Origin of the sequence: Prevotella lacticifex (assembly GCF_019973375.1) — a bacterium.
GTDB lineage: Bacteria > Bacteroidota > Bacteroidia > Bacteroidales > Bacteroidaceae > Prevotella > Prevotella lacticifex.
In genome coordinates this window covers 337290-351925 of sequence record NZ_BPTV01000003.1, presented here as the reverse complement: position 1 = coordinate 351925, position 14636 = coordinate 337290, and the positions used below count along the sequence as shown (strand labels likewise).

At 44.6% G+C, this 14636-nt stretch carries 15 protein-coding genes and 1 tRNA gene; 14 read left to right on the top strand and 2 right to left on the bottom strand.

The features are described 5' to 3' along the window. Positions 1-962: transposase (locus LDN30_RS15255; RefSeq protein ID WP_223930036.1), on the bottom strand; the 962-nt coding region annotated here is incomplete at its 3' end. A 459-nt stretch (positions 963-1421) separates the two neighbouring features. Between LDN30_RS15255 and LDN30_RS15250 the strand changes: the two genes are divergently transcribed. The 14 genes from LDN30_RS15250 to LDN30_RS15185 all read left to right on the top strand — a co-directional run bounded on the left by LDN30_RS15250 (position 1422) and on the right by LDN30_RS15185 (position 13949). Beyond that, entirely contained in the window at positions 1422-3509 is a 2088-nt protein-coding gene (locus tag LDN30_RS15250) for a tetratricopeptide repeat protein (protein WP_223930136.1), read from the top strand. An 82-nt stretch (positions 3510-3591) separates the two neighbouring features. Beyond that, the gene (locus tag LDN30_RS15245) at positions 3592-4407 is read left to right on the top strand and encodes a hypothetical protein (RefSeq protein WP_223930134.1); all 816 of its coding nucleotides are present in this window, start codon (positions 3592-3594) and stop codon (positions 4405-4407) included. 302 nt (positions 4408-4709) lie between these two features. Further along, entirely contained in the window at positions 4710-5801 is a 1092-nt protein-coding gene (locus tag LDN30_RS15240) for a S1 family peptidase (protein WP_223930132.1), read from the top strand. Between the two features lie 106 nt (positions 5802-5907). Continuing rightward, positions 5908-6228 carry a DUF6804 family protein gene (locus LDN30_RS15235; protein WP_223930130.1) on the top strand — a complete coding sequence of 107 codons (321 nt, stop codon included), beginning with the start codon at positions 5908-5910 and terminating at the stop codon, positions 6226-6228. A gap of 3 nt (positions 6229-6231) precedes the next feature. Continuing rightward, the gene (locus tag LDN30_RS15230) at positions 6232-7449 is read left to right on the top strand and encodes a DUF1810 family protein (protein ID WP_223930128.1); all 1218 of its coding nucleotides are present in this window, start codon (positions 6232-6234) and stop codon (positions 7447-7449) included. 531 nt (positions 7450-7980) lie between these two features. Continuing rightward, positions 7981-8187 (top strand): hypothetical protein, encoded by a 207-nt coding sequence (locus LDN30_RS15225; protein ID WP_223930126.1) that lies wholly within the window; start codon positions 7981-7983, stop codon positions 8185-8187. 16 nt (positions 8188-8203) lie between these two features. Continuing rightward, positions 8204-8377, top strand: a complete 174-nt coding sequence (locus LDN30_RS15220; protein ID WP_223930124.1) for a hypothetical protein — start codon at positions 8204-8206, stop codon at positions 8375-8377. Beyond that, a complete protein-coding gene (locus tag LDN30_RS15215) occupies positions 8378-8641 on the top strand; it encodes a tyrosine-type recombinase/integrase (RefSeq protein WP_223930183.1) in 264 nt (87 codons plus the stop codon). 163 nt (positions 8642-8804) lie between these two features. Then, positions 8805-9035, top strand: coding sequence for a Fic family protein (locus LDN30_RS15210; protein WP_368858186.1), 231 nt, complete (start codon positions 8805-8807; stop codon positions 9033-9035). Between the two features lie 70 nt (positions 9036-9105). Beyond that, complete coding sequence (locus LDN30_RS15205; protein WP_223930121.1) at positions 9106-11988, top strand: TOTE conflict system archaeo-eukaryotic primase domain-containing protein; 2883 nt, start codon at positions 9106-9108, stop codon at positions 11986-11988. Positions 11989-12250: 262 nt separating this feature from the next. Beyond that, positions 12251-12748 (top strand): murein L,D-transpeptidase catalytic domain-containing protein, encoded by a 498-nt coding sequence (locus LDN30_RS15200; RefSeq protein WP_223930119.1) that lies wholly within the window; start codon positions 12251-12253, stop codon positions 12746-12748. A 141-nt stretch (positions 12749-12889) separates the two neighbouring features. Then, the gene (locus LDN30_RS15195) at positions 12890-13114 is read left to right on the top strand and encodes a hypothetical protein (protein WP_223930117.1); all 225 of its coding nucleotides are present in this window, start codon (positions 12890-12892) and stop codon (positions 13112-13114) included. A 71-nt stretch (positions 13115-13185) separates the two neighbouring features. Next, the gene (locus tag LDN30_RS15190; RefSeq protein ID WP_223930115.1) at positions 13186-13479 is read left to right on the top strand and encodes a DUF6364 family protein; all 294 of its coding nucleotides are present in this window, start codon (positions 13186-13188) and stop codon (positions 13477-13479) included. After that, a complete protein-coding gene (locus LDN30_RS15185; RefSeq protein ID WP_223930113.1) occupies positions 13476-13949 on the top strand; it encodes a type II toxin-antitoxin system VapC family toxin in 474 nt (157 codons plus the stop codon). Before LDN30_RS15190 ends, LDN30_RS15185 begins: the two co-directional genes overlap by 4 nt. Positions 13950-14198: 249 nt before the next feature. Here LDN30_RS15185 and LDN30_RS15180 read toward each other — a convergent pair. Then, a tRNA-Met gene (locus tag LDN30_RS15180) sits at positions 14199-14272 on the bottom strand. Positions 14273-14636 lie beyond the last annotated feature (364 nt).

Sequence of the window (14636 nt, the reverse complement as noted above, 5' to 3'; positions counted from 1 at the left end):
GCCTTCGGGTCGCGGAAAGAGTAGAGGAACTTGCCGTTTGACATTTTTTGCTTTTTGTATAGAATCGTTCCGTCCTTATAGTCTTTCAATGGCATTGTCGGCTCATCCATCTTGTAATTCTTTATGAACGCCGAATTCTGCTTCAACGGTATCAGGTATGCCAGTCCTTCCATCTTGTCGACTTTCTCAAAAAGCTTGTCGTTGTAGAAACCCTTGTCGAATACCATCAGACCATTCTTAATCTCATACTCCGCTACAAAGTCGTCTATCGCCGTCTGATCCAGCATGTTGCCTGCGTAAGGCTTTGCCGCTATGGGCTCACGCGTCAATGGGTTGAAAGCATACAGCAAGCTGATATCTTTGGAGCCTTTCTTCGCTCCCTTGCGCGAGAACTCCGACAGACTCCCCGTCTTGGCATTGTAGTCCTTGAGCATGCCATCGATAACCATGTCACCGCCGGTAAAGGTGTTCACCCTATTGCGCATGAACTCACAGATAAGGGAGTACGCCTTGCCTATCTTCACAAGAAACCCGGACACTGCCGTCTCAGACAAATGCACTCCCGGATACATCTCTGATGCAAATGAGCAGAGGTACTGTATCTGCAAGTCACGGTTCATGATGCCTCCATATGAAGCACGGAGCAAGGCAATGACATAGAGGCGCTTTGCATCGTCGAGATTCCAAACCTTGGCGAGTTCTTGAAGAAGTCCACTGCCGTACTTGTCACAGAGAGCCACCTCTCCATAATCTTTAATATCCACTTGATTTTTCTTGCGCATATATGAGCCCTCGACAAACTTGCCGTTTACAATTTCTCCTACCGTTCCTTGGTCTACGGGGATAGGCTTCCCGTTAATTCTTTTGCTCGTCCTTTTTATGACGACAAAACGACTGCCTCTCTGTCGGACTATCGTACTTTTGGGGCGGGCGACTGACTTTATCTCTTCTGGAATAGCCATAAATATGTATAGTATCTATATAATTAAAAGAACTATACAAAGGTACAAATAAATGGCCATATCTGCAAGAAATTACCAATAATATTGGCAAAAATAATTATGCAGAGACTAAAACAAGGGGAAGTTTAAACGGGCTTTCTACGAAAGAAAGCCCTTGCTAAGCCAGAAACGGCAAAGCAAGGGCCAAATTGTATAGTGTCTCAAATGGAGGTTTCTTTATTTGATGATAGCTTCTTAATGGATGATAATCTTGAAAATTATAAGGAAGAGTTAAGGAAAAGCATTAAAGCAAATATGATGACAAGACGAGACCAATCCACTGTAGTCAATTTGACGGCATTGAAGCATACACATAAAAATCTGAAATACACCTATGTGGGAACATCTGGCAGGATAGTCTCAGTAGTCCTTGACCAAGATGACCTGAATGATCTTATGACTAAATAAAGCTATATAACTATGAGAAAGATATTACTATTTATCCTCCTCGCCTTTTCCATTTCCGGTTTTGCTCAAAAACCGGAGGAGATGCAGAACAGCTATAACTATAAACGTGGCGTAGAATTGTGTTCAGCAGAAAGCCCGGATTATAGTGGGGCAGAAACATCATTTTTGAAAGAGGTGCAGGAGCATCCCAAGAATGGCTATGCGTACTATTATCTTGCCGTCATCTATGATAAGTATGACAGGGAAGGTGACGCGTTGGAAAATATCAATAAGGCAATCGGATACCTTAAGAAAGACAAAGACTGGATCTCTTATGCCTATCGGTTGAGAGCAAACATCAATCTGCAACTGAGCCATGAAGACCTGGCTCTTGACGATTGGAAGGCCTCTCTAAAAGAGAATCCCAATGACTGGCAAACGCTTAGTGACCGTGCAGACTATTATTATAACAAAAAACAATACGATTTGTCTGATGCGGATTATGACCGAATGATAAAGGCATATCCAGGTGATGGTCTTGGATATAAGGGTAAAGGGCGTAATGCCAATGAAAGAAAGGATTATCAAAAAGCAATAGAACTGTTCAGCTATGCAATAACTCTTGATCCAAAAGATGACACGGGATACTCCAATCGAGCTGATTCTTACTTAGCGTTGGGTAAATACAGTGAAGCAGTTGATGATGTAATCAAAGCCCTCGATTATCATAATCGATATGTTTATATTCTGCTTAGTAAATTTAAATCACAAGGTAAAGATGTGCTGCTTGCAAAGTTGCGCATTCAGCAGGCTAAGGACAAGAATAATAACTTGTGGTCTTATGTACAAGGAAATGTATATGAAAGCAATAAAGACTATAATGAGGCAATCAATGCCTATACAGCCGCTTACCAGTTGGGAGCAAGTGATGTAATAATGGACAGAATGTCCGCGTGCTATGCTGAGCTTGGCAATTACAGTAAAGCATTGGATTGTATCCAACGAGCCGTTTTGATAGACTCTACCGAAACAGACTATCTGTTAACAGAAGCACGTTACTTATATGAGCTTGGTTTGACAAGAGATGCAATAACTACGGTCAACAAGTTTATAGAAAAAGTGCCCGATGATGCCAATGGCTACTATTTCAAAGGTGGTTATGAGGAGGCACAAGGTAAGGACGACGAGGCTATCACCGACTACACAACGGCCATTGTCTTGGCACCAAACTTTGCCCAAACCTATGTACTGCGTGGAAATCTCTATAAACGTCAGGGTAAAACAGACATGGCGTTAGCAGATTATCGCAAGGCCGTGGAACTTGATACGGTATATACAGATGATGACTGTGCCAAATATGCTTACTATGAGCTTGGTGATAAGGTCAAAGCGGTTTCCATTCAGGACAGTACGCTTGCCAGAAGCGAGGAAGATGGAGATTATTATGATGCAGCATGTCTCTATGCACGCATGGGCGAATATGATAAAGCCATAGCTTATCTGCGTACTGCTTTAGAGAAAGGTTATCGTGATTTCGTGCATCTTAAGGATGACCACGACCTTGATTCTTTGAAAGGGCGTGAGGATTTCAAGTCACTTGTCAAGAAATATAAGCAGAAAGCTCAAGGAGAAACCGAAGAGAAGTTTACGGCTCCGGTTATCCACGCTGATGATGAAGTGATGCCAGAATCGAGCGTAAGGCAGGGTGTTGATATGAAACGAGGAAGGCGTATCAGTGAAATTCCTTTCATGCGTACTGAGGGTGGTTTGTGTAAGGTAAAGTGCAACATCAATGGTCTGCCTCTTAACTTTTGGCTTGATACTGGAGCCAGTGACGTGTCGCTGTCCATTGTAGAGGCCACCTTTATGATGAAGAACGGCTATCTGTCCAAGGACGATGTGGTAGGAAATACATATTATCTGGATGCCAACGGAAACGTATCGGAAGGAACTAAACTGATACTTCGTAAGGTAACCTTTGGCAATGATGTGCTTACTAACGTGCAAGCATCAGTCGTTCGTAACCAACGGGCTCCGTTGCTGTTGGGGCAAAGTGTGCTTGCTCGTCTTGGGAAGGTAGAAATTGACAACCAAAAGCGTGTCATCAGGATATCGAGATAGGAATTATTCTGGTGAGCAAATTAAAAAATGATGCTAAAGCTTCGGTGTATTATTCTTTTGTTTAACCTAAAAATAGTACGGTATGAAAAGACTAATAAAGATTTTACTTTGCTGCATCACAATTCTCCTTGTCTGCGGCAGTTTCTTGAGTTGTAACCAAAAGGAAGCAGCTATCAAGCAGGAAATAGAACAGTTGAACGATCAATGTCCGATTGTCCTTGGGTCTTTCGGTGCTATCACAAAAGTAGAATATGAGGATGGAACGGTGACATTCACGTATTTAGTAAACGAAAAAGAGACATTGACGGATATTGGAAAATTTCAAATGTATAAACCCTTATTAAAGGAATTGTCAATGACAAGTTTGGCTTCATCAAATCTTGCCTCAATGGAGACTATAAGTAACGATGATGTCAATCTGAGATACAAAATGTTGGGGAACAAATCGAAAGCTATGGTAGTAATAGATATTTCGAATCAAGAGCTTAGGGATTTTATGGCGAATATTGACGGGAAGCCGCATGCCATGGATCATAAACTTTTAGACCTTAATATCCAATTAGCCAATACTAATCTGCCTCAGAAGATAGATAAAGGACTTTTGATTACACAAATCTTTCAGCAAGACAACAATGTGGTCTATAAACTGAGCGTTGATGAAGAGGATCTTGGGAATGACGTGGAGATCATTAGACAGGTTAAAGACCAAGTGAAATCAGATATAGCGGGTTCGCTTCAATCTGAAGATGACGTTGTTCTTACTCGGTTTGAGAAGCTGTTAAAGAAATTGCAATATGGACTGATATACCGATACTGTGGCAATCATTCCGGACATACTGTGGATATTAATTTTTCTCCTGATGAAATCTCGAATATCCTTTCAAACAGTGAATACTAATGATAATAATTCTTCAAAACATTCGTTATTATGACAAGGCGTAAATCCAACACAGGCATCCCTGGCCTCTCTTTCTCATGGAAGAGAGCGTTGGGAATAACACAGGCAAAACAAAATTTCGCGAGAGAAACGGGTATCCCTACTTCAAAGGCTGGGGTGGAACGCAAGATAGGGAGGATGATTCTCAAATCTCTTTTCGGCAAATAAATCTTTACCATGGACACGTGCTTGCGGAATAAGAGGGCGCTAAACACACTAAACTGAAAGATATGACGTTGTAAGGATATAGAGAGCTCTAAACTATGGCACATATGAAAACAACCTTCAAGTTTCTATTACTGTTTGCAACCATCTTGCTCGTTGGTTGTAAGAAATCACCTGAGGAGATCTTTGCAGAGCAGAAGTCGGGAGTGGTTCTTATCTGCAATGAATATTATTATGACATTACGCTTGCCAATGGCAGTCATATATACTTTACGGGACTGGACGAGGATGGTGACTTCAATGGTTTGACAAGCGACTTGAATGAAGTGAAGAAAAATGCAGCCATTCTCAATGGCACGGGCTTCTTCATAGACCAGACAGGGCGTATACTTACCAACCGGCATGTGGTGGCTCCTGAGGTAGACAAGCCAACTGTCAAGAGAAACATCAATGCAATCATCGGTCTCTATGCCGCATATATCGAGTCGCTGCAGGATTCTATGAGCCAGCGTTATGATGCCATTCAGAACTATGCCAACGGCTCTGTGTCATACGACGAGTGGGGTAATGCCTATACGAGTCTTAGTGACAATGACATTCAGATGTTGTCGCAAGAACTGCAAAATCTTCGTGAGCAATACGCGTATGCAGAGAATGTGAAGGAAAACGTTCGCAGCAATATTCTCAATGATAACTTCAGCATCCAGTTGCATTCTCAGTTTGGTATCGCCTATGATGGTGACAATATCAACTCGTGGAGTGATTTTATGAAGAAGCCCTGCAACTTGCTCCGAACATCCAATGATGCCGATACAGACCTTGCCCTCCTGCAATTGAAAAGCAAGACAACGCCACAAGACAAATATATCTATGAGATTGACCCTGACAAAGCATACAAAGCTGAAGACGTGAAGATAAACCAACCGTTGTATATGATTGGTTATAATTATGGTGTCGCCCTTGCCAAAACCAATAAAGGCATCAACGCCCAATTTACAAGTGGCACGCTGACGCAGGTGCCCGATGGCAACCGAATAACGTATAGCATTCCAGCCAAACAGGGTTCGAGCGGCTCTCCTGTCGTGGATGACCATGGCAGGCTTGTGGCAGTAAACTTTGCAGGAAGTAACGGCAGCGACAACTTCAACTTCGGTATTCCGATGCTACGAGTTCTGACATTCCTAAAATAGATGCTTAAGGATATTGCCTATTATGGGTTCTCAAGTACTAAGTATTTGTCTGGAGTCCCTGCGGTGAACAAAACAAGATCGTGCAGTGCATTGGAAGATGTACGATATGTCTAAGACACAAAAATTTGGTACAATGAGACCATTAAAAATCATTATTGCTGTAGCTCTGCTACTCTGCTTGTTTCCTCTGCCATACGGCTATTACGAGCTGGTAAGGTTGGGAGGAATGGTGTGCTTCGCTGTTCTGGCTTACCGTAGCTATCAGCAGAAGCAGGAGGAATGGACGGTGGCGTATGCGGCATTGGCGCTTCTTTTTCAGCCATTCTTCAAGATTGTACTCGGCAGGGGCGTGTGGAATGTGGTGGATGTAGCTGTAGCGGGATTATTGTTATGGACAGTGTGGAAAGAAAAGGGCAAAACAGAATAGCTTATGTTAGGCGCAATTATTGGTGACGTGGTGGGCTCCGTGTATGAGTTCAACAACACAAAGGATTATTACTTTCATCTGCTGACACCGCGCAGCAAGTTTACCGATGACACGGTGATGACACTTGCCGTGGCGAAATGGCTGACTGAGGATAAGACGCACAGTCACGAATACCTCGTGCAGTGTATGCGTGAGCTGGGACTGAAATACACTTGGGCAGGATATGGCGGCAGTTTTAAGCGTTGGCTTATAGAACGTGAGCCGAAGCCATACAACAGCTGGGGCAACGGCAGTGGCATGCGGGTCAGTCCTGTGGGCTTCTATGCAAAGAGTCTGGATGAAGCTCTGAACCTCGCCAAGATCTCTGCCGAGGTGACGCACAACCATCCCGAGGGCATCAAGGGTGCGCAGGCCATTGCCGCAGCAGTGTTCCTCACAAGACAGGGGAAATCGAAGGAGGAAATTCGTGAGCATTTAGAGACGACATTTGGATATGATCTCCACCGCACCATCGACGGGATACGCCCCGAATACACCTACGACGTGTCGTGCATGGGCAGCACGCCGGAGGCTATCATCGCCTATCTCGACAGCCACGACTTCGAGAGTACCATCCGCAACGCGGTGTCTATCGGTGGCGACAGCGACACCATCGGTGCCATGGCAGGTGCTATCGCTCAGGCAGCCTATGAGATGCCAAAAGCACTTGCCGGCTACTGCTACGGTCTGCTGACTCCTACGCTTCGCCATATCCTCGACAACTTTGAAAGGACGATTGATAACACTACTGAAGATCCTTTCAACCTCCAACGGTTCCTTGACATGCAGCAGTCCGATTACGCCACGGCTTTGCAGGAGATGAAAGACGGTGAGAAGCGGAGCCACTGGATATGGTATATCTTCCCACAGCTTCGGGGCCTCGGCCACAGTTCCAACTCGTGGATATATGGTCTTGCCGATGTGGAGGAGGCGAAGGCGTATCTCTCGCATCCCGTGCTCGGAGCCCGTCTGCGTGAAGTGACGCAAGCGATGTTGGCAAATCAAGGCAAGGACATTGTCGCCGTCATGGGCAGTGCGATAGATGCACGCAAGTTGCGATCCTCGATGACCCTCTTCGATGTGGTCTCGCCCAACGACATTTTCCGTGATGTGCTCAGCGCATTCTATGATGGCAAGGAAGATAAGAGAAGTTTAGGTTTCATCCGCAAGATGGAGCGATAGATATCGCCAAAAGAAGGCTCACAAACTAACACAATCTATTTTGTTAGTGTGTGAGCCTTCTTGCTTTTGCTGGTGTTTTGTTTGCGTTATTATTTATAAAGTATGGAGCCTGTTCCCTAAAAATGTTTCCCCATTGTTTTCCCGTTTCAGATTTTTGACGGATTTGCGTCTGTCGTGAAGTGAAAGCAATATCGAAATATCTTTACACCATTCCCAAACATACCATTTCGGCTTCCCAAACGGTCCGTTTCAGCTTGCGAAACGGACCGTTTGGCGTCCTAAAACGGACCGTTTTAGAACGCGAAATGGCATGTGTTAGTAACCCATTGAAAATCAATGTTGTACAGAGGTGGTACAATAGACGGAATAATATGAATTATCTTAACAACTTGTTATCGGTGTACTCTCTCCATGACCCTACTAAATGAAAAGAACTATAGCATCTACACCATGGCATGCAATGAGCATCTGTCAGAGGGAAACAATGCAACAATTATGCCATGTTAGTCAAAATTTAAATGAAGGAGCCGTATGAACAAGCAGATAGTAGCCACCAGCACTGCCAGTCTAAGCAACGGAGAAAAGATAGCAGTAAGTAAATGCCCCGAGCCGGAAAATGATTTACTACAGATATACGACACGCTCAAGGTGGACCATATTCCGATAAAGGCAAGAAAATTTGTGTGGACCCAAAATGCGGATATCAAAAAAAACGAATCCTGGGAATCAGGGGGTTAGCTGAAATATAGCTGCAATGTGGGTTAATGACATTGGTGCCAAGCCTGAGAAGGGGGCGCTGGTCTTCCCTGAGATTCTTAAAGGAGCTGAGACCACAGATGAGAAGCATCGACGCATTCAACAGGAAAACCAGAATGTTCGCAAACGGCTGCACATGATCTGTAAGGACATCTTTGGATGGGAAGAGTGAATCTCTGGCACATGGACACGCCATTCTTTTGCCACTAACCTGCGCAATGCTGGTGTTGACATGCAGTATATTTCTGAGAGTATGGGACATTCTACACAAAAGACAGTCACCCAGCTTTATCTGTCCTCCTATCCCCTGAACAAGCAATTTGAGTATAACCGTCGTCTGCTTCGTCTGGAGGATGAGCCGACGATAGACTACATACCCAATATGACAAAGGAGCAGATGCAGGCGCTACTTATAAAAATGATGAGCAACAAATAGATCTCTTTGAAAGAATCTTCGTATTTTTGTACTCAAAAAAGATAATTATGCCATCGACGACATACAAAAATTGATAGACAAGGGTATGGTCACTGTGACGTTTCAACGATCCAACTACGACTCAAGTTGAGGGCAAAAAGGATCCAAGTACCATCCAAGTACCATCCAAGTTCAGGATCTTATATTAAATATGTCTAATGAGTCCATGTCCATGAAATCTATGATGCAAGTATGTGGTCTAAAGAGCCGTATGACATTCCGTGAGAACTACGTGGCACCAGCACTATTAGATAACGCCATAGAACGCAAATATCCCAACGAGCCTAATCATCCAAGACAGATGTACCAGCTAACCAAGCAGGCGTTGGAGTGGAAAAAGTCTCAAGAAGATTAAAGCGAAACCGTCTAAAGGTGGCTGCTGGCCACCTTCAGGCGTATAACCTTGTTTGATTAACAGTGTAAAGATGCAAGAAAAGCTCAATACAGATGAACTTCTTCAGAAGTTAGAACGATTAAGCCGCGAAAATGAGAGGCTGAAAAGCATCCTCTCAGCACATGGCATTAGCTACGAACAAAATCCTTCGCCTAAAGACGAGGAGGTCCTTACTGTACGCTCCAACGCTGATAATCAAGGCCCGCTGAGCAAAGAGCAAATCCTGCAACAGCGTAAGGATCTGTTCCGTAGTCTGTTCAAGGGCCGGGAAGACGTGTTTGCACTCAGATGGACCAGCCGCGATGGCAGCAAATCCGGTTACATGCCGGCATGCTCCAACCGTTGGACTTCTCTTTGTGATAGGAAAAAATACAAATGCGCCAACTGTCCGAACCGCCAATTTGTTGCTTTGGGTGACGCAGAGATTTATAAACACTTGTGTGGTGTGGATAAATGGGGGAAGCCTTTTACAATAGGCGTCTACGCCATACTGTCTGATGATACATGTAACTTCCTGTGTGCTGATTTTGATGATAAAAACTGCGAACACGGCTTTAAGAAAGATGTGCTTGCTTTCGTCAGTGTATGCAAGGACTGGGGTATACCTTATTCTATAGAGCGGTCGCGTTCCGGCAATGGCGCTCATGTTTGGATATTGTTTGAGCAGCCTGTCGCCGCTGGCAAGGCAAGGCGGTTGGGCAATGCCGTGCTTACGGAGGCCATGAACCGTAACGGTCGGATGTCATTTAAGTCCTATGATCGCTTCTTCCCGAACCAGGACCATTTACCGGAAGGCGGTTTTGGCAATCTTGTCGCTCTGCCCCTTCAAGGATTGCCGAGAAAGAAAGGCAATAGTGTGTTCGTCGATGACAATTTTGAACAATATCCCGACCAATGGAAATACCTGCGTACGGTCACTAAGCTATCCTCGGATGCCGTTGAAACATTATTGAGATTGCACGCCAACGAGCCTGACTTCGGTGAATTGTCGAAGACCAGCGAAAGAAAGCCGTGGGAAACGCCTGTGGCAATGAATGTGACGAAAGACGATTTGCCTTCTGCGGTTAATGTCGTGAAGTCCAATATGTTATACATATCTACCAAAAACTTGTCGCCAAAGGTCATTAACCATCTGAAGCGTATTGCATCCTTCAAGAATCCAGAGTTTGGGGTCAAACTTGGCATGCATCTGTCAACCTATAATGTACCGAGAATTATCTCGTGTGCTGATGTCTCGGATGATTGGCTTGGACTGCCCCGTGGCTGTGAGGATGCTTTGGTCGGATTCTTTGAAGAGAATTCCGTAGGCATCGGGATAGAAGATAAGACTAACCACGGGCATACGATAGATGTTTCATTCTGCGGCACGCTAAGGCCGGAGCAAGAAGCAGCCGTCACCCAATTGATGTCTTATGAGAATGGCGTCCTGTCGGGTACTACGGCCTTTGGTAAGACCGTTGCTGCTATCGGTCTGATAGCCAGAAGAAAAGTTAATACGCTCATACTCGTCCACAACAAGGCTCTGGCAAAGCAATGGCGGAATAAATTTTGTGAGTTCATGACCATTAACTATACATTGCCGGATGCTCCTAAGAAACGGGGACGCAAGAAGGAACAGCCGCTCGTCGGGTTGTTAAGCTCAGACGAAAATACGCTGAACGGCAATATTGACATTGCTCTGTTGCAATCTTGCATGTCTGGCAATGAAGTCAAGTCATTCGTTAGAAATTATGGAATGGTGATAGTAGATGAATGCCACCATGTGTCAGCTTCCAATTTTGAGCAGGTGCTGAAGTATGCTAATGCACAATATGTGTATGGACTGACGGCTACACCTATGCGTAAGGACGGTCACCAACCCATCATTTTCATGCAGTGTGGGCCGATACGGTTCACCGAGGATGCTGCAGCCCAGATGGCAAAGCAGAATTTCAGCCGATGGCTCATTCCCCGTTTCACTGCTTACCGCCAACTCGGCGATGACAAACTGAGCTATAGTCAAATATTGCATGAGTTGACAGATGATAAGCAGCGTAACCATCTGATAATAAGCGATGTCGCAAACGCATTGAAAGACGGACGCACACCAATTATTATAAGCGTACTCGTAGAGCATGTGTCATTATTGGCTGAACTTATCAAGCCTTTGTGTAAGCAAGTCATCGTCCTCACTGGCTCTGCGTCTGCCAAAGAGAAGCACGAGATAGAATTAAGTCTGAAAGCTGTGTTGCCTACAGAGCCGATGGTTATTGTAGCTTCGCTGAAATACATTTCAGAAGGTTTTGACTTACCGCGCCTTGACACTTTGTTCCTTGCCCAGCCAGTTTCTTATAAAGGTCTCGTCGCGCAATATACCGGCCGTCTGCATCGTGACTGTGAAGGCAAAACAAACGTGCGGGTGTATGATTATGTCGACATTCGCCAACCAATGTGCGAAACAATGTACAAACGCCGACTGCGAGGATATGCTGCCGTGGGGTATAAAGTACGGCCTCGTCAAACAACCCCGAACACTCCATTTGACATGATTTATGATGGAGGCACGTTCGAAACAGCTTTTCTTGCTGATATCTCCAATGCCAAACATTCTGTAGTGATTGCTTGTCCCATGATTAGAATATACCGCCATCCTATTGTTATACAGAAACTTATCGAGCAGCAATCCAACGGGGTGAATATTTACGTTAGCATCAAGAAAGAGGGCTATGACGAACAGAAGTTCATTGGCCTCGGCGGTACCTACTCAGTTAACGATGCGCAGACAATTCAATGCGCTATAATCGACAAATCCATTTGTTGGTATGGCGACATCAATTTCCTTGGCTATCACTCTTCTGAAGATACAGTCATGAGAGTAGACGATGCGAAGATGGCAGGCGAACTGATAGATATAGTAAGACCTGCTCGTCATTGAAAGGGAATTCCTTCCAGAGCTTAGTCTTCCGTTTGGTGGTTAATGGTTTATTGGCTAATTTTGCAAGCAGAAAACAAAAACAGAAAGTTATGACACGGAAGAAGAAAACGATAATTGGATGCTGCATAGGACTGTTGCTGTTGGTAGTCGCATGTGCTGTCGCTATTGAATGGCTCCTACGGAGTGAGGATGGCAATGTGGTAAAAACTATATAGCCCAGTGCTATTGGCACAAGAATGTAGACCCGTGGAATTTGAAAAGCGTGCAGCAGTTTGCACAGAAATTCGGCTACAATGATGACTACTACATCATCTGCGACTTCGGGTGCCGGTCGGGACTGAAACGCTTTTATGTCTATGACCTCAACGACAAGGAACGCATCATGGCAAGCTACTGCATGCATGGCAGCGGAAGCGGCAGCACGGAGACGAGACCACAGTTCAGCAACAAGCTGGGGAGCAACGCGTCGAGCCTGGGACTCTACGCCCTCACCGGCATTGGCTCACGAAGCCTGAGATTCAGCATACGTCTGCAAGGCCTCGACCGCACAAACAGTAACGCCCATGCCCGTGGCATTCTCATCCATTCGGCAGGAGTGGTCAGCCGCTTCAACGGAGAGAACAAATATCTTCCGATAGACGGGCGGTTGAGTCAAGGATGCTTCGCCATAGACTACATCACCTTGCTGCGCTTGATGGCAATGTACAAGTTGCATGGAAGGCATAAGCGTATACTGTTGTGGGCGTGCTATAAATCGTAGTATCGCTTCCCTCATCTATATATCTACGTATAAAAGGAAGAAGAATTAAAGTGGTAGTATGTTCCGTCAGCTTGCGCTTTCTCAGCCGGACAAATATGTCTGAAGCAGTTCGCCCTGAAGGGAAAGGTCCACCGCCGTGCCTTGGCTCGCAAGCCCGGAGACGCTACGGCATATTATGTGGAGACCGTCAATAAAGAGTCATTGTACGACTTTGCCGAAGCCCTTGCCGACTATGGCTTCATAGATGTTGTTTATCTCACTGGAGCTGATGGTACAGAGCCTGTATATCGTGACGAAAAGGGTACTCTCCATGGAGACTTTGAAGCGTGGAAACATAAAAGCAATCTGCTTGTTTTCAGAAAATGAAAAAAATATTTGCTTATTTCAAAATAATAAGTTATTTTTGTTGCGTGTAAAGCAGATTAAAAGAAACGTATATGACTACAGGAACAATTACCATAAGAGGCAGCGTTTACCAAGGAGCTCAACGTTATGCCAAAGAGCATAACGTTAGCTTGGACACTTTCGTTGAGAGTATAATTGTTAAGGCTATAGGGCTTGACAGACCAAAACGTGTCAAAAAGAAGAAGTTCAAGTTGAAGTCATTTGACGAACTTTCGCCAAGAGTAAGGAGCCTGATTGGTCCTGGCAACGCAAGTAAAGAAGTCGAAGAAGATATTAACGGCAGAAATGCCCGCATGGAATATCTTGAAGAGAAGTACGGAAAATGATGAAGGTTTTCATTGATACCAATATAATGGTCGATGTACTGTTGGGACGTAAAGAATTCTTGTTGCAAAGTTCCAACATATTCCAACTTGCCGATAACGAGGATATTGTACTTTATGCGACAGCTCTTACTTTTGTCAACGCATTGTATGTTTCCAGAAAAGTGTTAGGGAAAGAGACTGCATTGAAAAAGCTAAAAACGTTCCACGACATTCTAAAGACTGCTCCGATGGGTGACGATGAGTTGAGTAAAGCGCTTCTTATGGACGATAAAGATATGGAGGACAATCTGCAATATCGTTCCGCCGTCTCTGCAGGCTGTGAGGTCATAGTCACAAGGAACGTAAAAGACTTTCCCGCTGATGGTGAGGTAAAAGCTATGTTGCCTGGTGATTTCTTGGATTCGTTGGTAGAAGATTCTGTTGATGAGGACGAAGAAGAAATTGATGATGATGGTGAAGAAAACGAGTGATTTGTTTTACTTTCCCTCTCTACGCGAACAGTGACCTTTGTTTTCCCATTGTTTTTCCGATTTGGATTTCGACTGATTTCCGACTTCCTTGATGCGGAACGATACTTAGTGATTTTGAGGAAAGAAGTGAAGTTGGCGTGATATTTCGTGGCGTATCATGCTGTTTTCAAATGAGTTGTGTTTTCCCATTGTTTTCCGACAAAAGAAAAAGGAGTTACAGAAAGCTCTGTAACTCCTTGATTCTCAGTGTAGCGGGGGTGGGCCACGATCCCACGACCTCCGGATTATGAATCCGACGCTCTAACCAGCTGAGCTATCCCGCCAACTACAATTATGGATAGGATTGCTGTGAATCCTGAATTGCGGGTGCAAAGGTAATACATTTTTTTTAATCAAACAAATAAAATCAGAAAAAAATGCGAAAGATTATTTTTGGATGTATAAAGGTGACTTATTCGTGGCTCTGTTGGGCCTGTAAATTGATGCGGGGCTGGCGCTGGAATGTTGGGGCGGTAAGCAGAGGAACGATGCTGTTGGGGAACCAGATTTCAAAGAGAAGTCGTTGGACGTGAGACGAATGGCAGAGAAACGATGCTGTTGGGGAATTAGATTACAATGAGAAGTTGTTTGGGCGTTAGGCGAATGGCAAGAGACCGTAGCAGTTGTGAAATCAGTTGATATGGTGAA

Coding starts and splice junctions, on each gene's coding strand:
- LDN30_RS15230 (WP_223930128.1), top strand. CDS start 6,232: ATGTTAGGCGCAATTATTGGTGACGTGGTGGGCTCCGTGTATGAGTTC.
- LDN30_RS15235 (WP_223930130.1), top strand. CDS start 5,908: ATGTCTAAGACACAAAAATTTGGTACAATGAGACCATTAAAAATCATT.
- LDN30_RS15225 (WP_223930126.1), top strand. CDS start 7,981: ATGAACAAGCAGATAGTAGCCACCAGCACTGCCAGTCTAAGCAACGGA.
- LDN30_RS15185 (WP_223930113.1), top strand. CDS start 13,476: ATGATGAAGGTTTTCATTGATACCAATATAATGGTCGATGTACTGTTG.
- LDN30_RS15245 (WP_223930134.1), top strand. CDS start 3,592: ATGAAAAGACTAATAAAGATTTTACTTTGCTGCATCACAATTCTCCTT.
- LDN30_RS15205 (WP_223930121.1), top strand. CDS start 9,106: ATGCAAGAAAAGCTCAATACAGATGAACTTCTTCAGAAGTTAGAACGA.
- LDN30_RS15250 (WP_223930136.1), top strand. CDS start 1,422: ATGAGAAAGATATTACTATTTATCCTCCTCGCCTTTTCCATTTCCGGT.
- LDN30_RS15240 (WP_223930132.1), top strand. CDS start 4,710: ATGGCACATATGAAAACAACCTTCAAGTTTCTATTACTGTTTGCAACC.
- LDN30_RS15220 (WP_223930124.1), top strand. CDS start 8,204: ATGTGGGTTAATGACATTGGTGCCAAGCCTGAGAAGGGGGCGCTGGTC.
- LDN30_RS15190 (WP_223930115.1), top strand. CDS start 13,186: ATGACTACAGGAACAATTACCATAAGAGGCAGCGTTTACCAAGGAGCT.